This is a genomic window from Streptomyces subrutilus, from assembly GCF_001746425.1.
GTDB lineage: Bacteria > Actinomycetota > Actinomycetes > Streptomycetales > Streptomycetaceae > Streptomyces > Streptomyces subrutilus_A.
Window position 1 is genome coordinate 3,326,188 of the sequence record NZ_MEHK01000001.1, and the last position, 18,100, is coordinate 3,344,287.

Below are 18,100 nucleotides of genomic sequence, written 5' to 3' on the forward strand. Positions count from 1 at the left end.
CCGGCCGGCCGTCCTGGGCAGCGGCGCCGCTCACGCCAGGCTCCCGCGGAACTCTTCGAGGTCGGCCAGCAGCGCGGCGAGGGGCACCGGGTCGGTCTCCAGGATCAGGAAGGCCTCGGCGTCGCCGTCGGGCGGGGTGATCCGGGCCGTGAACGCGTAGTCCTCGCCGACCGGGCGGGCGTCGAGCCGCAGGACGGCGCCCGCCTCGACGGTGAACCGGCCGCCCGCGGTGAGGGCGGCCCGCAGCCGCTCCGCGAAGTCCTCCGCCTCGATGTCGCGCAGGCCCGGCAGCTCGAAGCCGCCGCCCTCGCCGTGCTCGTCGTCGGCCCAGTCCAACATCAGCGCCCAGACGTCGCCGGGGCCGGCGAACTCCTCCGGGGAGACGCCCACCTCGTCGGCGGCCCGCCGGACGCCGGGGTCGGCCGGGTCGAGCCGCGGGCGCACGAGGGCCACGTACGTCTCGCCGCCGATGAAGAGGGCCGGGCCGCCCATCGCGATCGGGCTCACAGGCCGTACTCCGGCTCATCCCCGTGGGAACGGGGAGCATGCCCGGCGCTCTTCGCGCCCGTCTTCGCCTGAAGGCTCACAGTCCGTACTCCTTCCAACGCCGCGTCACCCGTTCGGCGGTAGCCGGGTCGGACTCGACCATGTCGGGCCAGCCGCCGTCGCGGGTGTAGCCCTCCTCGGGGAGCTTCTTGGTGGCGTCGATGCCCGCCTTGCCGCCCCAGAACTGCTGGTACGAGGCGTGGTCGAGGTGGTCCACCGGCCCCTCGACCACGGTCAGGTCGCGGGCGTAGTCGGTGTTGCCGAGGGCCCGCCAGGACACCTCGTGCAGGTCGTGGACGTCGCAGTCGGCGTCCACCACGATGATCAGCTTGGTCAGCGACATCATGTGCGCGCCCCAGATGGCGTGCATGACCTTCTGCGCGTGCTTGGGGTACTTCTTGTCGATCGAGACGATGGCGCAGTTGTGGAAGCCGCCCGACTCCGGCAGGTGGTAGTCCACGATGTCCGGCACGATGATCTTGAGGAGCGGGAGGAAGAAGCGTTCCGTCGCGCGGCCCAGCGGGCCGTCCTCGGTCGGCGGCCGGCCCACCACGATCGACTGGAGCAGCGGGCGCTTGCGCATCGTGATGCAGTCGATCTTCAGCGCGGGGAAGGGCTCCTGCGGGGTGTAGAAGCCGGTGTGGTCGCCGAACGGGCCCTCCGGGAGGGTCTCCCCCGGCTCCAGCCAGCCCTCGATCACGACCTCCGCGTGGGCCGGGACCTGGAGCGGCACGGTCTTGCAGTCGACCATCTCGATGCGCTTGCCGGCGACGAAGCCCGCGAAGAGGTACTCGTCGATGTCGCCGGGCAGCGGCGCGGTGGACGCGTACGTCACGGCGGGCGGGCAGCCGAAGGCGATCGCGACGGGCAGCCGCTCGCCGCGCTTGGCGGCCACCGCGTAGTGGTTGCGGCTGTCCTTGTGGATCTGCCAGTGCATCCCGATGGTGCGCTTGTCGTGGCGCTGGAGGCGGTAGAGGCCGAGGTTGCGGACGCCGGTCTCGGGGTGCTTCGTGTGGGTGAGGCCGAGGTTGAAGAAGGAGCCGCCGTCCTTCGGCCAGGTGAAGAGGGCCGGGAGCAGGTCGAGGTCCACGTCGTCGCCGGTGAGGACGACCTCCTGGACGGGCGCGGCGTCGCCCTTCACCTTCTTCGGCGGCACGTGCACCATCGAGCCGAGCTTGCCGAAGGCCTCGCGGACGCCGATGAAGCCCTGCGGCAGCTCCGGCTTGAGCAGGCCGCCGATCTTCTCGCTGATCTCGCCGTACGACTTCAGGCCCAGCGCCTTGAGCAGGCGGCGGTCGGTGCCGAAGACGTTCATGGCCAGCGGCATCGCCGAGCCCTTGACGTTCTCGAAGAGCAGGGCCGGGCCGCCCGCCTTGTTCACTCTGTCGACGATCTCCCCCACTTCGAGGTGCGGGTCCACTTCGGCCTTGATGCGCTTGAGGTCGCCCTCCCGCTCCAGAGCCCGGAGCAGCGAGCGGAGATCGTCGTAAGCCATAGGGGCAAGTATCCGTCACCAACTACCCTGGGAGGGTCACCGGGGCCCTCAGGGGGCCCGCCGCCACTGCCCGGGAGTCGGTCCCACACCGTGCTGCGCTATCTGCCGTTCCTGCTGATCATCGCGCTGACCATCTATGCCTTCATCGACTGCCTGAACACGCCCGAGGAAGAGGTCAAGCACCTGCCGAAGGTGGTCTGGGTGATCATCATCCTGCTCTTCTCCATCGTCGGGCCGGTGGTGTGGCTGTTCGCGGGCAGGAAGCGGGCCGCGGCCGGCCTCGGGCGGGCGCGCCGTGCCCAGTGGGTCGCGCCCGACGACAACCCCGAGTTCCTGAAGCGGCTGCGCGAGGAGCAGGAGAAGGGCCCGGACAAGGACGCGGACTGACTGCGGGGCGCCGGGCCGACGGCCGACGCGAGCGGTCCGGCCCCGCTACGCCGTGGCGGGGGACGCGTAGTCGCCGCGCAGCGCGGCCCGGTGGGCGCCGGTCCAGGCGGCCCAGTCGGCCGGCCGCCCGGCCAGCGCGGACTCCAGCAGCTCGAAGTGCTCGTGCCAGCCGGCCAGGCAGTCCAGCCGCTCGCTCTCGGAGCCGCCCCGCTCGTTCACGAAGCGGATCACCGTCGAGTCCGTGCCCACCGGCTCCAGGTGGAAGCGGATCCGCTCGTGTCCGGTCAGCGTGTACTCCACGACCCGCTCGACGTCCCAGGCCGTGACGTGCCCGGTGGCCACCGTTCCGGTGGGGGGCCGGCGCAGGGTGACCGCCCCGCCGAGCCGGCGCTCCAGGACCTCCGCCTCGGCCAGCCAGCCGCGCAGCCCTTCGGGCGTGGTCAGGGCCGGCCACAGCGCTTCGTAGGCGTACGGGAGGTGCGGCTCGAAGTGGATCCGCCAGCGGTCCTCGCCCCGGCTCTCGCTGGTGCCACGGCTCACAGGAGGCATGACACCAGCGTCCCACTCCTGCCGGTCAGACGCCCGCGTACGAGTGCTTGCCGCTGAGCAGGATGTTCACGCCGTAGTAGTTCCAGATCCAGCAGGCGAAGGCGAAGAGCGCCAGGTAGGCGGCCTTGCGGCCCTTCCAGCCGGCGGTGGCCCGCGCGTGCAGGTAGCAGGCGTACGCCACCCAGGTCACGAAGGACCAGACCTCCTTGGGGTCCCAGCCCCAGTAGCGGCCCCAGGCGTCGCCCGCCCAGATCGCGCCCGCGATGATCGTGAAGGTCCACAGCGGGAAGACGGCCGCGTTGACGCGGTAGGAGAACTTGTCGAGCGAGGCCGCCGAGGGCATCCGCTCCAGCACGGAGGTGGCGAACCTCCCCGGCTTGCCGCCGCCCGCGAGCTTGGACTCGTAGGAGTCGCGGAAGAGGTAGAGGACCGTTCCGGCCGCGCCGAGGTAGAACACAGCGCCGCAGAAGATCGCGGTGGAGACGTGGATCCACAGCCAGTACGAGTGCAGGGCCGGGACCAGCTGGTCGCTGTCGGTGTAGAGCCAGGTCACGGCGATGCCGAGGTCCAGCAGGACCGTGGTGACCAGGATCAGGCCGAGCCAGCGGACGTTCTTCTTCAGTGCGAGCAGCACCAGGTACGCGCCGACGGCCACCGTGGAGAAGGTGATCGAGAACTCGTACATGTTGCCCCAGGGGGCCCGCTGCACCGACATCGCGCGGGTGACGACGCCGCCCGCCTCGACGAGGAAGGCGAGCGCGGTCAGCGAGACCGCGATCCGCCCGTACAGGTCGCCCTGCTCGGTGCCGCCCGCGGCGCCGGGGCCGTCCGGCACGTCACGGGTGCCCGCGGCGGAGCGGGTGACGATCTTCGGCTTGTCGAGGACGGCGGTGGCGCCCCCCTTGCCCCGGACCTGCACGGCGGGGGCGGCCGCGCCCTTGGCGGGGGTCAGCGCGGCGGCCGTACGGGCCACCTTGCTGCGGCTGCCGAAGGTCCACTCGGCGATGTGGGCGAAGAAGGCGAGCGTGTAGACCGCCATCGACGAATAGACCAGGTAATTGCTGATCTGAGCCAGGTTCTCGTTGGCTGCGGCAGCGAGCGGCGTCATCCGCGCTCTCCTTCGGGGTTCTCTTCGACGGGTTCGGCGGGCGTCGCGGTCGGCGCCTGCGCGTGCAGCGTGGCGGCGAGGTCCGCCAGCTCCTCCGGGAGCCTGGCGGACTCGCTGCGGCCGAGGCCCGCCATCTCGACGACGGTGACGCCGTCCTCGCCGGTCACCGCGCGGACCCAGATCCGGCGGCGCTGGATGAACAGGGATCCGGCCAGGCCCGCGATGGCGGCGATGGCACCCGCGAGGGCGAGGCCGCTGCCGGGCTGGTGGGTGACGGAGAAGGTGGCCCAGCGCTCGATGCTCTCGAACGTCACGGTGCCCGCGCCGTCGGGCAGTTCCATCGACTCCCCGGGCAGCAGCATCTTGGCGAGCGGGTCGCCGTTCTCCTTCGTGAACTGCTTCATCTTGGAGGTGTTCAGCTGGTACACGTTCTGCGGCAGGCCCGAGTCCACGCCGAGGCTGCCGTGGTAGGCGTTCAGGGCGATCACCGGGAAGTTCGTGTCCGGGAACTGGGAGAGCATCGTGCCCTTGCCCTTGCCCGCGAAGGTCGGCACGAACTGGGCGGAGAAGCCGAGCTGCTCCTTCTCGCCGTTCTTGTTCCGGTAGCCGTCGGTGACCTTGATGGCGCCCGCGGACGTGAGGTTGGAGTCCTGCGGCAGCATCGGCACGGCGTCCCGGAAGACCACCTTGCCGGTGGGGTCGGTCACCGACATGACCGGCGCGTAGCCGTGGCCGAGCAGGTAGACCTTGGAGCCGTCGATGGCGAGGGGCTTGTTGACCTCGATCTCGGCCTTCGTGGGCTTGCCGTGGGAGCCCTTGCTGTAGGTGACGTACGCCTTGAAGTCGCGCGGGGTGCCCTTCTGCGGGCCGCTCTCCTCGTACGTGGCGTCGAACTTGTCCAGGGTGAAGCTGAAGGGCGGCAGGTCGTCGGCGTGGAACATGCTGCCGAACTTGAAGTCGTCGTACTGGGTGAGCGTGTTCGAGAAGCCGCCGCCGCGCAGCACGAGCTTGCCGCCCTCGGACATGAAGAGCTTGCCCCAGGCGAAGGCCACGAGCATCACGATGAGGGCGATGTGGAAGATCAGGTTCCCGGCCTCGCGCAGGTAGCCCTTCTCCGCGGCGACATGCCCGTCGCCGGCCTCGGTGCGGTAGCGGCGCCCGCCGAGCAGCGTCTTCGCGGACGCGAGGACCTCGTCCGGGGACTTCTCGGTGCGCCACGTGGTGTGCGCGGGGAGCCGGTCGAGCCGGCGCGGAGCGGCCGGCGGGCGGCCGCGCAGCTGGCCGGTGAACTGCCAGGTGCGGGGCAGGATGCAGCCGATGAGCGAGACGAAGAGCAGGATGTAGATCGCGGAGAACCAGAAGGACGTGTAGACGTCGAAGAGCTGGAGCTTCTCCGCCACGGACACCCAGGACGGGTTCTCCTTCTTCCACTCGGCGACCTTCATCAGGTCCACGGAGTTCTGCGGGATCAGGGAGCCGGGGATCGCACCGAGGGACAGCAGGAAGAGCAGGATCAACGCCACCCGCATGGAGGTGAGCTGCCGCCAGACCCAGCGGGCCCAGCCGATCACGCCGATGCCTACGGGGCCGCTGTCCTCGACGGGGGCGGTGGAGAGCTGGGAGCCGGCCGCGCCGAGCGCGGGCTCGGAGTCGGGCGACGCCTCGGTGGGCGCGTTGTCTGTCGTACTCATGTCCGTGTAGTCCTCAGATCCCCACCGTGAAGCCTTGGGTCCAGCTCTGCATGTCGCTGACGATGCTGTCCCACATTCCTGTGACGAGCAGCAGACCGGTGAGGATCAGCATGCCGCCACCGATGCGCATCACCCACGCGTAGTGCTTCTTCACCCAGCCGAACGCGCCCAGCGCCTTGCGGAAGGCAATCGCGGCGAGGATGAAGGGCAGGCCGAGGCCCAGGCAGTAGACCACGGTCAGCAGTGCCCCGCGGCCCGCGCTCGCCTGGTCGATGGAGAGGGTGTTGACGGCCGCGAGGGTCGGGCCCATGCAGGGGGTCCAGCCGACGCCGAAGAGCACGCCGAGGACGGGCGCGCCGAGGAGCCCCGCCGTGGGCTTCTTGTGGAAGCGGAACTCCCGCATCGTCAGGCCCGGGATCGCCCCCATGAAGAACAGGCCGAGGAGGATCACCAGCCCGCCCAGGACCCGGGAGATGATCTCCTTGTTCTCCTGGAGGCTCGCGCCGAAGTAGCCGAAGAGCGCGCCCGTGGACACGAAGACCGCGGTGAAGCCGGCGATGAACAGGCTCGCGCCCGCCAGCATCCGCCCGCGCCGCGCCTCGGCGAGGTCGGCGCCGCTGACGCCGGTCACGTAGGAGAGGTAGCCGGGGACGAGCGGCAGCACGCACGGCGAGAAGAAGGAGACCAGGCCCGCGAGCAGCGAGATCGGCAGGGCCAGCAGCAGCGCGCCGCTGAGGACCGTCTCGTTCACCCCGGCGACCTCGGCGGCGAGGACGTAGTCGACCACGAGGTCACTGCTCCGCGAGGAGCGGGTCGATCATCGAGCGGAGCGTTTCCTCGCTGATGGGGACCAGGGCGCGGGACGCGATCCGGCCCTCCTTGTCGAGGACGATCGTGGACGGGATGGCCTGCGGGTTGAGGGTGCCCTTGGGGAAGCGGAGCATCAGCTTGCCGGCGGGGTCGTAGAGGCTCGGGTAGGTGATCCCGTAGTCCGTCTCGAAGGCCTTCGCGCTCTGCGTGCTGTTGTCGCGGGTGTTGATGCCGACGAACGCGACGTCCTTGCCCGCGTCGGCGAACTCCTTGGACACCTTCGCGAAGGCCGGGGCTTCGGCCCGGCACGGCGGGCACCAGGAGCCCCACACGTTGAGGACGACGATCTTGCCCTTGAGGGTGGTGGTGTCGAGGACCTCCCCGTCGAGGGTCTGCCCGTCGAGCTTGGGTGCCTCGGTGCGCTCCCCCTTGGCCGCGGTGGAGACGCCGGCCTTGCCCGTGACGTAGTTCCCGCCGGCGCTGCCGGAGGGCTTGCCGCCGCCGTCCGCGGCGTCGCAGGCCGTCAGGGTCACGACGCCCGCGACGGTCACCGCGGTCAGCAGGAGGGCGCGGCGGCCGCCGGTCGAGCGGCGGCGGGGGGCGCGGCTAAGGCTCATGTGAAAAGTTTCGCATGGGCGATATGCGGATCTACCGCACCCCCCGAGGGGCCGTGAAGGTGCTGGTCAGGCGGCGAGGTACGCGGCCCAGCCGACGCCGGGCGACTGGCCGGGGCCGAGGGCGCGGAGCTTGGCGAGCACCTCGGGGTCCTGGACGTCCAGCCAGTCGGTGAACTGGCGGAAGGATACGAGTCGTACGTCCCTTTTGTCCGCCATGCCCTTGAGGGCTTCCTCCACGGCGTCCATGTAGATGCCGCCGTTCCACTCCTCGAAGTGGTTGCCGATGAACAGCGGCGCGCGGTTGGTCTCGTAGGCCCGCCGGAAGCCGCCGAGGTAGGTGGCGGTGGCCTGGGCCCGCCAGCCCGGGTAGTGGGCGGGGACGCCCCTGGTCGTGCTCTTCGACTGGTTGGCGAGGATGTTGTAGTCCATCGACAGCACCTCGAAGGAGTGCCCGGGGAAGGGCAGGGACTGCAGCGGCAGGTCCCAGAGGCCCCCCTTCTTCACGGGCCAGACCTGGAGGCCGCCGGGTGAGCTGGAGTCGTAGCGCCAGCCCAGCCTGCGGGCGGTCGGCAGCAGGTTGTCCCGGCCGAGCAGGCACGGGGTGCGGCCGCCGGCCAGTTCCTCGCGGTAGTCGAAGGGCAGGGGGTCGACGTCGGTGAAGCCGGTGTTCGTGCGCCAGTTGGTGACGAAGGACACGGCCTGGTCGATCTCGCTCTGCCAGTCGTCCGGGGTCCACTTGGCGACCGAGCCGGATCCGCCGCAGAAGTGGCCGTTGAAGTGGGTGCCTATCTCGTGCCCGTCGAGCCAGGCCTCGCGGACGTACTGGAGGGTGGCGCGGACGTTCTCGTCCTTGAGGTAGCCGATGTCGGAGGCTCCCACGGGGTTGTTCGGGGGCCGGTAGAGGCTCCGCTTCGACTCGGGCAGGAGGTAGATGCCGGAGAGGAAGAAGGTCATGCCCGCGCCGTGGTCCTTGGCGAGCTTGAGGAAGCGCGGGAAGAGGCCGTTGCCGATCTCACCCGCGCCGTCCCAGCTGAACACGACGAACTGCGGCGGGGTCTCGCCCGGCTGCAGGGGCACGGGCTCGTCCGGCTGGTGGGGCTGCGGGCCGGTGTCGGCGGTGGAGCCGTCACCGATCGGCCTGGCCGGGGCCCGGCCGGCGGCGGTGGGCAGCGGGCCCGGCTTGCCCGGCCCGGATCCGCCACCGCCGCAGCCCGCGATGCCCGCGGCCGCGGCGCCCAGTCCGAGCCCCAGCACTCCCCTTCGACTGAAGTCGCGCATGTCACCGTCCCGTCGTCAGCCCCAAAGCCCCATGTTCCGTTATATAAACGGACAATTAGCCTGAATTTGCATGCTGACACGGTGATTCCCGCGCGACTTTGTATTTATTTAGGTAAATCCGTAACGGATCGTCACAGAATGTGGATCACCGACGGGCGTGGATCACGGGCGGGTGTCCACAGGCTGTGGATCAGGCTCCGAAGGCCTTGGACTTCCCCTTCACCGGCTTGGCCCCGGCGAGCAGGTGCGCCGGCACCAGGTCCCGGGCCGGCTCGCTGTAGCCCACCGACACCAGCTGGTCGCCCTGGTACGTGAAGGAGGTCATGGAGGCCAGCGTGCACTGGCGGCGGCGCGGGTCGTGCCACAGCCGGCGCTTCTCCGCGAAGCTGCGCACGATCCAGATCGGCAGCTGGTGGCTGACCGCCACCGCCTCGTGGCCGCGGGCCGCGTCGCGCGCCGCCTCCAGCGCGCTCGTCATCCGGACCACCTGCTCGACGTACGGCTCGCCCCAGGAGGGCTTGAACGGGTTCGTCAGGTGCTTCCAGTTGCCGGGCCTGCGCAGCGCGCCGTCGCCGACGCCGAAGGTCTTGCCCTCGAAGACGTTCTCCGCCTCCAGCAGGCGCCGGTCCGTGGCCAGGTCCAGGCCGTGGCTCTTGGCGATCGGCGCCGCCGTCTCCTGCGCCCGCTCCAGCGGGGAGGACACCACGTAGGTGATGTCCCGGCTCTCCAGGTGCTCCGCGACCCGGTCCGCCATCCGGCGGCCCAGCTCGGACAGGTGGTAGCCGTCCCGGCGCCCGTACAGGACCCCGTCCGGGTTGTGCACCTCGCCGTGGCGCACCAGGTGGACGACCGTGATCTCGCTGCTGCTCATGCGGTGGCCTCCGCGGCGGCCCGGGCCGCGGCCGGCAGCGCCGCCGCGATCCGCTCGACCGCCCGCTCGTCGTGGGCGGTGGACACGAACCAGGACTCGAAGGCGGACGGCGGCAGGTAGACGCCCTGCGCCAGCATCGAGTGGAAGAAGCCGTTGAAGCGGAAGGACTCCTGCTTCTTGGCGTCGTCGTAGTCGCGCACCTCGTCCTCGGTGAAGAAGACGGAGAACATGTTGGACGCGGTCTGCACCCGGTGCGCCACGCCCTCCTTGCCCAGCGCCGCGGTCACCAGCCCCTGGATCTCCTTCGAGACCGCGTCGACCTTCTCGTAGGCCGCGTCGTCCAGCAGGCGCAGCTGCGCGAGGCCGGCGGCGGTGGCGATCGGGTTGCCGGACAGGGTGCCCGCCTGGTAGACCGGCCCGGCCGGGGCCAGGTGGCCCATGACGTCGGCGCGGCCGCCGAAGGCCGCGGCCGGGAAGCCGCCGCCCATGACCTTGCCGAAGGTCATCAGGTCGGGCTTGACCCCGTCCACGCCGTACCAGCCGGCGCGGGAGGTCCGGAAGCCGGTCATGACCTCGTCGGAGATGTACAGGGCGCCGTTCTCGCGGCAGAGGTCGGCGAGCCCCTGGTTGAAGCCCTCGGCCGGGGTCACGACGCCCATGTTGCCGGGCGCGGCCTCGGTGATCACGCAGGCGATCTCGCCGGGGTGTGCGGCGAAGGCGGCACGGACCGCCTCCAGGTCGTTGTAGGGCAGCACGATCGTGTCGCCGGCCTGCGCGCCCGTCACCCCGGGGGTGTCCGGCAGCGCGAAGGTCGCGAGCCCGGAGCCGGCGGCGGCCAGCAGCGCGTCCACGTGGCCGTGGTAGCAGCCGGCGAACTTCACGACCTTGGCCCGGCCGGTGAACCCGCGCGCCAGCCGGATCGCCGACATCGTGGCCTCCGTACCGGAGGAGACGAGCCTCACCTGCTCGACGGGGGCGACGCGGGCGACGATCTCCTCGGCCAGCGCGACCTCGCCCTCGCCGGGCGTGCCGAAGGAGGTGCCGCGGGCGACGGCCGCCTGGACGGCCTCGATCACCTCGGGGTGGGAATGGCCGAGGATCATCGGGCCCCACGAGCACACGAGGTCGACGTACTCCCGGCCGTCGGCGTCGGTGAGGTACGGACCGGTGCCGGACACCATGAACCGGGGCGTACCGCCCACGGCGCGGAAGGCGCGCACCGGAGAGTTCACGCCGCCGGGGGTCACGAGGGAGGCGCGCTCGAAGAGCGTCTGCGAAACTGGGGCTTCATACGGGTACGGGTAGCTCACACCAGCCATGGTCTCAGAGGCCGCGACAGACTTGCGGGCGGGCGTTTCACCGCGCCGCCGCGGGGGAGGTCACTGCCATGATGATCAGGCTGCGTGGCGGGGGCCGCGGGGCCGGGGCAAGCAAGACCAGTCGGGTGGAGATATGCAACGCGGTGGTGGACCGGGCGAGGGTACGGACGGCCTCGACCCGCAGCGCGCCCGCGAGGCCCGCGAAGCCCGCCGCCGGGGCAAGCACCGCCGGCGCGCCACCGAGGCGGCCGACGCCGTCCCGGAACCGCCGGAAGTGCCGGACGGCCTGCCCAGGGGACGCGGCATGGGTGTGACATACAAATACTTCGGCGCCCCCGACGGCGCGACGGCGGCCCGCGTCCCGGTCACGATGCGCCCCGAGGAGCTCGGCGGCGACGAGCTCGGCATGGGCGGCCTGTTCACCAAGATCAAGCCGGAGACGGTGGCCGCGATGGTCCTGACCGGCATCGAGGGCATACCCCTGCACAAGGTGCCCCCGCTGGAGCTGGTCGTCCTCCACCCCGACTACGCGGTGGTCAAGCTCCCCATGACCGTGGTGGACCCGCTGCGCGGCATCGGCGAGGAATCGGTGGGCGCGGCCGCGTTCATCTGGTCCACCGTCCCGGACCGCGGCGGTCCGCGCGACGCGTTCAACGTCTACCAGCTCCTGCACGAGTGGCAGGACTTCTCCCACCGCCTCCACGAGGCGGGCCACCAGCCCTACTGCCTGGTCTGGCCCTGACCCCGTCCGGTGGCCCACCCGCCGTCCGTGGCGGCGGGGGGGGTCCGCCGAGCCGGCGCGGGAGCGCCCGGCGGCCGTCGGGGAGCGCGCCCGCCGCCGGGCGGAACACGGCGGGGCCCCTTCGGGGCACGCGGGCGGTGACCGCGGCCCCTGCGCGCGGCCGGACCCGCACGGCACCCTGGCCTGCGGATCCGGCGCGCGGACGACCTAGTCGATATCCGGCCATCTTTCCGGCTCGGCCAACTATTGCCCCGCGGCCTGGAGTTCACCGGTGTGGGGCCGCCGGCATGAGAACGTACGGTCGAGGGTCGGTCCTCTGAGCGAGCTCAGGACTGCCGATTTCCGGACGGTTCCGGAAAGGCGCCCTTTGTCGTGGCGCACGACCTGACCGAGGATGTCTGTTCCGCTTCGGGTCACCTGAGGTCGCTCAGTACACCGCTCACGTTGAGCACCTCATGGCACTCCTGCGCCTGACGACCGGTGGCAGGGGTGCCCGGCTTCGCACAGGTCACCTGGACGGTCACAGTCTGGCTCTCGGTGATGCTGATGGGGGTGACCCAGTGGTAGTCCTGGTTGCGGAACGTCTCCAGCGCGATCGTCGTGATCTTGCGGTCGCCGAAGCTGATGGTCACCACCCCTTCGTCGCCCTGGAAGTTGGCGACGACGATGTCCGTGATCCCGAAGGCCTTGCCCGCGGGCACCGTGTAGGCGCCCGTCTTGGTCTGGCCGCCGCCGGTCTGCAGGTCGATGGTGGCCGAGCTCTGCTGCCCTCCGGCGACGCCGCCGGATCCGGCCCCGGCCCCGGCTCCCGCACCGCCCCCGCCCGTCCCCGGCTGGGGGCTCTTGCCGCCGCCCCCCGGCTGGTTGGCGCCGCCGGCCCCCGGGGCCTGCGCGTTCTCGTCCGCCCCGGCCGGCGTCGGCCGGTTCTGGACGGCCTGGTCGGCGGCCTCCTTGGCCGTGCTGCGCACGGCCGGGCGCACCAGCATGAACCAGGCGAGCAGCAGGGCGAGCAGCGCGGCCAGTACCGCGAGCAGCCAGGTCGGGAAGATCGGGATCTGGACGAACTCCACCTCCAGCGGGGCCCGTACGGGGTCCGGCTCGGCACGCTCCGCGGCGTCCTCGCCGTCACCCTCCGCCGCGTCGGCCACCTCCACGGTGAACGGCCAGGTCACGGGGGACCCGAACCACACGGGAGCGCCGGTGCGGACCCGCAGCACGACCTCCGCCGACTCTCCCGGCTCCAGCGCCAGTGCCGCGGGCCGGAAGTCGAACTTCAGCTCCTCGCCCGGCTGCGCGGGCGTGAACCCGAGCCGTACGGGGGCGTTGCCCTCGTTGCGCACGGCCAGTCGGTAGCGCCCGCGGAGCCAGCCGCGGCGGCGTTTGGGAGCGCTCTCTGCCCGGAGCTCCCGGAACTCCTCGATGTGCACCGTGGTCTCGGGCACCCGCACGGACTCGGGCTGCTCGGTGGGCAGCACGCGCACGGCGAGCGGTACGTCACCCGCCCGCACCTGCGAGGAACGCGGCGGCTCCAGGCGGATCGTCACCGTTTCCGAGGTGCCGGGGTAGAGGGAGACGCGCTCGGGCGCCACCGTGGTCCACGCAGCGCAGTCGCCGACGACCTCCAGGCGGTACGCCTCGACGATGTCGCTGTCGTTGCGGACGGTCAGGGTGGTGGATGCGGTACCACCGGGCGTCACCGACACCGGCGGGATGTCGAGGTCGGTCGCGCCAGGGCTGGAAGAGGCTGCTGGGGATATCACCCCTCGACGCTAGAGCGGTGCCGCGGCCGCCTCCAAGCGGCGCGGGGGCAACGCTCCGGGCAGCCCCGATGCCCCCACGGACGCCCCTCAACTCCTTTCACCGCTCCACGTGTTGACCGCACCTCCCCCTTCGTGTCCCGACATACGCACCCGGAACAGGTATGCCATGCCCCAGCCTGACAACAACGGACCCGCCCCCTCGTACGGCGCCGGCCAACGGGTCACCGTGGCCGTGTACGCGTCGGACCCGATCCTGCGCGTCGGGGTCGTCCACCAGCTGCGCCAGCGACCGGAGATCGAGCTCGTCGACCACGCCGACGCCGACTACGCGCAGGTGTCGCTCGTGACCGTGGACAGCGTGGACGACGAGACGGCCGCGCTGCTGTACCGGCTGCGGCACAACTCCGGTACCCGCACCGGCCTCGTGGTCGGCACGTTCGCGTCCGGGGACGCGCTCCAGCGCGCCATCGAGTGCGGGGTCACCGCGGTCCTGCGGCGCGCCGAGGCGGACCAGGACCGGCTCCTGCGGCTGGTCCTGGCGATAGCGAACGGCGAGGGCGTACTGCCCGGCGACCTGCTCGCCAAGCTCCTCGACCACGTCGGCAGCCTGCAGCGTTCGGCGCTCGACCCGCGCGCGGTGTCCCTGTCCACGCTGACCCCGCGCGAAGCGGACATGCTGCGCCTGGTGTCGGAGGGCATGGACACCGCCGAGATCGCGCGCAAGACCTCGTACTCCGAACGGACCGTCAAGAACGTGCTGCACGAGGTCATCACGCGCCTGCAACTGCGCAACCGCACCCACGCGGTCGGCTACGCCCTGCGCAACGGGCTGATCTGACCGCACGTCGCCGTCCCGGCAGGCGCTCCCGCCCGCCGACGGGCAAGCGGGCCGTCCCCGCCGCTGCCCGAAAGCGCACCCGCCGCTTCCCCCGGGTCCGGCCCCGCGGCCCTGCCGGTCCGCGCCGGCGGGCCCGCAGGGTGGCGGGGTCATACGTAGATGCTGCACCCGACGGTGAGGTGGACCCTTGATGGGCACGGGTGGATCCGGCGGCCGGCGACCCCGCTGGGGGAGAGTCGGCGCGTCGCTGCTGCTGGTGATCCCCTTGCTCGCGGTGACGGCGGCCACCGGCCCCGGCGACGCCGAGGCGCGCACCGCCGCGGCCGACGCCGGCGACAGCCGCGTCGCGTACGCCGGTACGCGCCACCGCAGTCTGGGCCGGGTGGCGACGGGCACGTCCAGCACCCCCCTGTTCGGCGAGGGACCCGCGCACCAGGACCTCCAGCCCGCCGCGCTGGGCGACCGGCTGGTCTTCGCCAGCCGCCGCGACGAGCGCAACCCGCAGGTCTACCTGCGGTCCGCGGACGGCTCGGTACGCCGCCTGACCAGCGGTCTGGACGCGGCGCACCCCCGGCTGACCCCGGACGGCCGGGCGGTCGTCTTCGACTCGGCGCCGCCCGCCGGGACCGGGGGCAACCAGCGCGACCTGTGGCTGGTGCGCACCGACGGCACCGGCCTGACCCGGCTGACCGACACCCCCGCGAACGAGGAGGACCCCACCGTCTCGCCGGACGGCGGACGCCTGGCGTACTCCAGCGACGAGGACCGGGCCGCCGGACGGCAGGTCTACGTACGTCCCCTGCGGGGCGGCGCCGCGACCCGGGTCACCGACCCCGCGGGCGGCACGGCCACCGAGCCGGTGTGGAACCCGGTGGACGACGCGGCGAACCGGAACCTGATCGCCTACACCGCCACCGGACCCGCCGGACCTCGCCTGCGGTGGACCGACGGGCGCGCCGACGGGCCGCTCCTGGCGGGCGCCCAGGCCGACTGGCGTACGCACGGGGCAGCCTGGCTGCCCGACGGGGACGGGCTGCTCTTCCTCAGCCCGGACCGCACCTGCGACTGCAAGGGCGACTGGGACCACGTCTTCCGGGTGCCCGCGCACTCCGAGCAGACGCCCCAGCTGGTGCTCAGCGAGGACCGCGAGGTCGGCTCGCCGACCTGGCTCGGCCCGCTCGAGGGCGGCGGCACCGTGGTCGAGCGGACCTCGGCGGCCGGTCCGCGCGTGGTAACCCTGCAGGACGCCCGGATGGACGGATCCGACCCCCGCGACCTGGGCCTGGCCATCCTCGAGGAGGACCCGGCGGCCGACACCAACACCGACCCGGCCAAGGACCCGCTCTTCCAGCCCGCCCCCGGGTACGACCCGTGGACCGAGCGGCAGAACTACACGCCCGACGGGCGCAGGATCGTACTGACCCGCTTCGAGGGCACGTCCGCGGGCCGGATCGAACGGATCTGGATCGCGGACGCCGACGGATCCCGCGCGGCGCCCCTGCCGCTCGCGGGCCGCGGCCCCAACGACTGGGACACCGACCCGACGTTCTCCCCCGACGGCAGGTCCCTGGCGTTCACCCGGACCTCGCCCGGCGGCGTCGGCGCCGCCGCCGGCCCCTCGCGCATCCTGATCGCGGACGCCGCCACCGGCGCGATCCGCGGCGAGATCACCCCGCCCGCCGGGGCGCCCCGGGGCGGCGACGCCCAGCCCACGTGGTCCTCCGACGGCACGGCCCTGGCCTTCACCCGCAACCTCGTGATCAACGGCCACGGCGGCAACAAGCACGTCTGGACCGTGCCCGTGGACCGCCTGGACCAGCAGCGCGACCTGAGCGCCGGCCTCTGCCCCGGCGCCTGCGAGGTCATCGACGACAGCCCGGCGTTCTCCCCGGACGGCGCCACCATCGCCTTCAACCGCAAGAGCGGCGGCGGCCGCGTCGACGAGCGCGCGGGCATCCTGCTCGCCGCCGCGGCGGGCGGCTCCTGCCGGGTCCTGCTGCCCGACGCCGCCCGCGACGTGCCGGGGGCCTGCGGCCGGGAACTGCCCGAGCCCACGGACAAGGGGCCGTTCCAGCCCCGCGACGCCGCCTGGACCGCCGACGGCAAGAGCCTGGTGCTCAGCGCCCGCGGCGCCCGGGCCCCCAACAGCCCGGAGAAGCTGAAGCTGGTGGACGCGGTCTCCGGCGCGCACCGCCTGCTCGTCACCGGCCTGCCGGGCCGCCAGAAGGAACCCAGCGTGCAGCAGTCCGTGGACCTCGCCGTCCTGGCTCCCGAGAAGACCGCGCCGGTCACCGTCGGCGGATCCGCCACCGTCCGGGTCGACGTCGTCAACCACGGCCCGGCGGCCTCGCCCGGTACCCGGCTGACCGTCGCACCCCCGGCCGGCGTGGGCGTCACCGCGCTCACCGCACCCGGCGCCACCTGTGACGCGGCGGCGCTGACCTGCGCCCTGGGCGTGGTGCGCCCCGGCACGACCGTCCCGGTGACCGTCACCCTCACCGGCCTCACCCCCGGAGACCAGCCCGTGGAGTGGTCGGTCACCGGCACCGTCCTCGACCCCCGCCCCAGCGACAACGCCGACCGCACCGTGGTCCCGGTGCGCGAGGCGCCCGCACCGCCGACGCCGACCCCGACCCCCGCCCCGAACCCGCCGACCCCGGCCCCGCCGGTCCCGACGCCCGCGCCGCAGCCGCCGGCGCCCCCGGCGGCCGGCCCCGGGGTACGCGTCACGGCGCAGCCCGAGCCCGGGTACGTGGGCGGCCGCGTCGTCGTCACCTACACCGTGAGCAACGGGCGCAACGCCCTGGCCACCGGCCTGCGGCTGCGCGTCGGCCTGCCCGGGGGCGTGCCCCACGACGGCCCGCCGCCGGGCTGCGACCAGAGCTGGGTGTGCGCGCTGCCGGACCTGGCACCGGGCGCCCGGACCGTCCTGCGGGTCGTCCTCAGCCCCGACAAGGCGCTCACCGGCCGGGTCACCGGCGACCTCACCACCACCGGCACCGACGCCGACCTGGGCGACAACACCGCCGAGCAGCGGGTGCGCGTCCTCCAGCCGCGCATCGTCGCCGTGCCGCCGATCGGCAAGCCCGGCTTCGTCACCTCGGTGCGCGGCGAGGACTTCCCGCCCGGCGTGCCGGTGCGGTTCACCTGGAAGCCGGGCATCACGGCGGCCGCGGCACCGACCGTTCCGCGGCGCGACGGCACGTTCACCGGCCAGCTGCTGATCCTCGCCAAGGACCAGACCGGCCCCCGCACCATCACCGCGAGCGGCCCCGGCTTCTCCCCCGTGCAGACCGACTTCCTCGTGGTCAGCGGTACGGTGCAGCCGCCGGACGAGGTGACCCGCCGGTGATCCACGAAGTGGACGAGGGGCTGCGGCGGCTGCTCGCGGAGGCCGGCCTGGAGGCATCGGGCGTCGAGGTGGTGTTCGACGCGCCGACGCGCGACTGGGCGGCGCGCCGCAGCGCGCCCACGGTCTGCGTGTTCCTGTACGACATCCGCGAGGACCACACCCGGCGCGGCAGCGGCGCGGGCGAGGTGTACGACGCGGACGGCTTCGTCGTCGCGCGCCGCACCCCGCCCCGCTGGTTCGACCTGACGTACCTGGTCACCGCCTGGGCGAGCCGGCCGCAGGACGAACACCGGCTGCTCTCCCAGGTCCTGGCCTGCCTGGTGGCCACCGACACGCTGCCCCAGCGCCTGCTCGGCGGCACGCTCGCCGAACTCGGCCTGCTCGTGGACGTGGACGCGGGCGGCACCGGGCTGGACGCCCCGGCCGCCTCCGACGTGTGGTCGGCGCTGGGCGGCGAGCTGAAGCCGTCCCTGGGCCTGCGCGTGAAGGCGCCGCTCGCCGGGATCAGCGAGGTCGCCGCCCCGCCGGTCACCGAGGGGCTCGTCGTGCGCTCCGTGCCGCAGGCCGGACCGGACGGGACCGGGAGCCCGCGCCGGCTGCGCTACGCCGAACTGGGCGAAGCGGGACCGGAGGGCTTCGGCGGCTCCCGGGAGCGGCCGCGGGTCCCCGCGCGCCGGAAGCGAGGAGAACGACAGCCGTGACGCACACCCTCGAACCGGCCCCGGCGGCCCCGGCGG

Annotated in this window: 16 protein-coding genes; 5 read left to right on the forward strand and 11 right to left on the reverse strand. The window is 72.7% G+C overall.

The window, feature by feature from the left end; genetic code table 11:
• Positions 1-30: 30 nt before the first annotated feature.
• Both BGK67_RS15915 and BGK67_RS15920 read right to left on the reverse strand, forming a co-directional pair.
• Complete coding sequence (locus BGK67_RS15915) at positions 31-507, reverse strand: hypothetical protein (protein ID WP_069920708.1); 477 nt, start codon at positions 505-507, stop codon at positions 31-33.
• A gap of 76 nt (positions 508-583) precedes the next feature.
• Positions 584-2,041, reverse strand: a complete 1,458-nt coding sequence (locus BGK67_RS15920; protein ID WP_069920709.1) for a menaquinone biosynthesis decarboxylase — start codon at positions 2,039-2,041, stop codon at positions 584-586.
• Between the two features lie 90 nt (positions 2,042-2,131).
• On the opposite strand from BGK67_RS15920, the gene BGK67_RS15925 reads away from it, so the two are divergent.
• Positions 2,132-2,428: a PLD nuclease N-terminal domain-containing protein gene (locus tag BGK67_RS15925; RefSeq protein ID WP_069920710.1), complete on the forward strand. Its 297-nt coding sequence runs from the start codon at positions 2,132-2,134 to the stop codon at positions 2,426-2,428.
• 45 nt (positions 2,429-2,473) lie between these two features.
• Here the strand turns inward: BGK67_RS15925 and BGK67_RS15930 are convergent, their stop codons facing one another.
• From BGK67_RS15930 to hemL, 8 genes are all read right to left on the reverse strand, one after another.
• Positions 2,474-2,977: an SRPBCC domain-containing protein gene (locus BGK67_RS15930; protein WP_069920711.1), complete on the reverse strand. Its 504-nt coding sequence runs from the start codon at positions 2,975-2,977 to the stop codon at positions 2,474-2,476.
• A 25-nt stretch (positions 2,978-3,002) separates the two neighbouring features.
• The gene (gene ccsB, locus BGK67_RS15935; protein WP_069920712.1) at positions 3,003-4,085 is read right to left on the reverse strand and encodes a c-type cytochrome biogenesis protein CcsB; all 1,083 of its coding nucleotides are present in this window, start codon (positions 4,083-4,085) and stop codon (positions 3,003-3,005) included.
• Positions 4,082-5,776 carry a cytochrome c biogenesis protein ResB gene (gene resB, locus BGK67_RS15940; protein WP_069920713.1) on the reverse strand — a complete coding sequence of 565 codons (1,695 nt, stop codon included), beginning with the start codon at positions 5,774-5,776 and terminating at the stop codon, positions 4,082-4,084. The genes ccsB and resB overlap by 4 nt, the downstream gene beginning before the upstream one ends.
• A gap of 13 nt (positions 5,777-5,789) precedes the next feature.
• Positions 5,790-6,563, reverse strand: coding sequence for a cytochrome c biogenesis CcdA family protein (locus BGK67_RS15945; protein ID WP_069920714.1), 774 nt, complete (start codon positions 6,561-6,563; stop codon positions 5,790-5,792).
• Positions 6,564-6,567: 4 nt separating this feature from the next.
• Positions 6,568-7,203 (reverse strand): TlpA family protein disulfide reductase, encoded by a 636-nt coding sequence (locus tag BGK67_RS15950; RefSeq protein WP_069920715.1) that lies wholly within the window; start codon positions 7,201-7,203, stop codon positions 6,568-6,570.
• Positions 7,204-7,269: 66 nt separating this feature from the next.
• Positions 7,270-8,481 (reverse strand): polysaccharide deacetylase family protein, encoded by a 1,212-nt coding sequence (locus BGK67_RS15955; protein WP_069920716.1) that lies wholly within the window; start codon positions 8,479-8,481, stop codon positions 7,270-7,272.
• 190 nt (positions 8,482-8,671) lie between these two features.
• The gene (locus tag BGK67_RS15960) at positions 8,672-9,352 is read right to left on the reverse strand and encodes a histidine phosphatase family protein (RefSeq protein WP_069920717.1); all 681 of its coding nucleotides are present in this window, start codon (positions 9,350-9,352) and stop codon (positions 8,672-8,674) included.
• Positions 9,349-10,671, reverse strand: a complete 1,323-nt coding sequence (gene hemL, locus BGK67_RS15965; RefSeq protein ID WP_069920718.1) for a glutamate-1-semialdehyde 2,1-aminomutase — start codon at positions 10,669-10,671, stop codon at positions 9,349-9,351. The genes BGK67_RS15960 and hemL overlap by 4 nt, the downstream gene beginning before the upstream one ends.
• Positions 10,672-10,975: 304 nt before the next feature.
• On the opposite strand from hemL, the gene BGK67_RS15970 reads away from it, so the two are divergent.
• On the forward strand, positions 10,976-11,413 hold the full coding sequence (locus BGK67_RS15970) for a hypothetical protein (RefSeq protein ID WP_030161262.1): 438 nt from the start codon (positions 10,976-10,978) through the stop codon (positions 11,411-11,413).
• Between the two features lie 413 nt (positions 11,414-11,826).
• Here the strand turns inward: BGK67_RS15970 and BGK67_RS15975 are convergent, their stop codons facing one another.
• Positions 11,827-13,173 carry a COG1470 family protein gene (locus BGK67_RS15975; RefSeq protein ID WP_079154212.1) on the reverse strand — a complete coding sequence of 449 codons (1,347 nt, stop codon included), beginning with the start codon at positions 13,171-13,173 and terminating at the stop codon, positions 11,827-11,829.
• Between the two features lie 166 nt (positions 13,174-13,339).
• On the opposite strand from BGK67_RS15975, the gene BGK67_RS15980 reads away from it, so the two are divergent.
• The 3 genes from BGK67_RS15980 to BGK67_RS15990 all read left to right on the forward strand — a co-directional run bounded on the left by BGK67_RS15980 (position 13,340) and on the right by BGK67_RS15990 (position 18,064).
• On the forward strand, positions 13,340-14,011 hold the full coding sequence (locus BGK67_RS15980; protein ID WP_069920720.1) for a helix-turn-helix transcriptional regulator: 672 nt from the start codon (positions 13,340-13,342) through the stop codon (positions 14,009-14,011).
• 190 nt (positions 14,012-14,201) lie between these two features.
• Complete coding sequence (locus BGK67_RS15985) at positions 14,202-17,363, forward strand: DUF11 domain-containing protein (protein ID WP_069920721.1); 3,162 nt, start codon at positions 14,202-14,204, stop codon at positions 17,361-17,363.
• Positions 17,360-18,064, forward strand: a complete 705-nt coding sequence (locus BGK67_RS15990) for a Pvc16 family protein (protein ID WP_069920722.1) — start codon at positions 17,360-17,362, stop codon at positions 18,062-18,064. Before BGK67_RS15985 ends, BGK67_RS15990 begins: the two co-directional genes overlap by 4 nt.
• Positions 18,065-18,100 lie beyond the last annotated feature (36 nt).

What these genes read in the sequence shown, in the direction of transcription:
- BGK67_RS15950 (WP_069920715.1), bottom strand. Translation starts at nt 7,203, where the DNA reads ATGAGCCTTAGCCGCGCCCCCCGCCGCCGCTCGACCGGCGGCCGCCGC.
- resB (WP_069920713.1), bottom strand. Translation starts at nt 5,776, where the DNA reads ATGAGTACGACAGACAACGCGCCCACCGAGGCGTCGCCCGACTCCGAG.
- BGK67_RS15955 (WP_069920716.1), bottom strand. Translation starts at nt 8,481, where the DNA reads ATGCGCGACTTCAGTCGAAGGGGAGTGCTGGGGCTCGGACTGGGCGCC.
- BGK67_RS15920 (WP_069920709.1), bottom strand. Translation starts at nt 2,041, where the DNA reads ATGGCTTACGACGATCTCCGCTCGCTGCTCCGGGCTCTGGAGCGGGAG.
- BGK67_RS15970 (WP_030161262.1), top strand. Translation starts at nt 10,976, where the DNA reads ATGGGTGTGACATACAAATACTTCGGCGCCCCCGACGGCGCGACGGCG.
- hemL (WP_069920718.1), bottom strand. Translation starts at nt 10,671, where the DNA reads ATGGCTGGTGTGAGCTACCCGTACCCGTATGAAGCCCCAGTTTCGCAG.
- BGK67_RS15985 (WP_069920721.1), top strand. Translation starts at nt 14,202, where the DNA reads ATGGGCACGGGTGGATCCGGCGGCCGGCGACCCCGCTGGGGGAGAGTC.
- BGK67_RS15980 (WP_069920720.1), top strand. Translation starts at nt 13,340, where the DNA reads ATGCCCCAGCCTGACAACAACGGACCCGCCCCCTCGTACGGCGCCGGC.
- BGK67_RS15960 (WP_069920717.1), bottom strand. Translation starts at nt 9,352, where the DNA reads ATGAGCAGCAGCGAGATCACGGTCGTCCACCTGGTGCGCCACGGCGAG.
- ccsB (WP_069920712.1), bottom strand. Translation starts at nt 4,085, where the DNA reads ATGACGCCGCTCGCTGCCGCAGCCAACGAGAACCTGGCTCAGATCAGC.
- BGK67_RS15930 (WP_069920711.1), bottom strand. Translation starts at nt 2,977, where the DNA reads ATGCCTCCTGTGAGCCGTGGCACCAGCGAGAGCCGGGGCGAGGACCGC.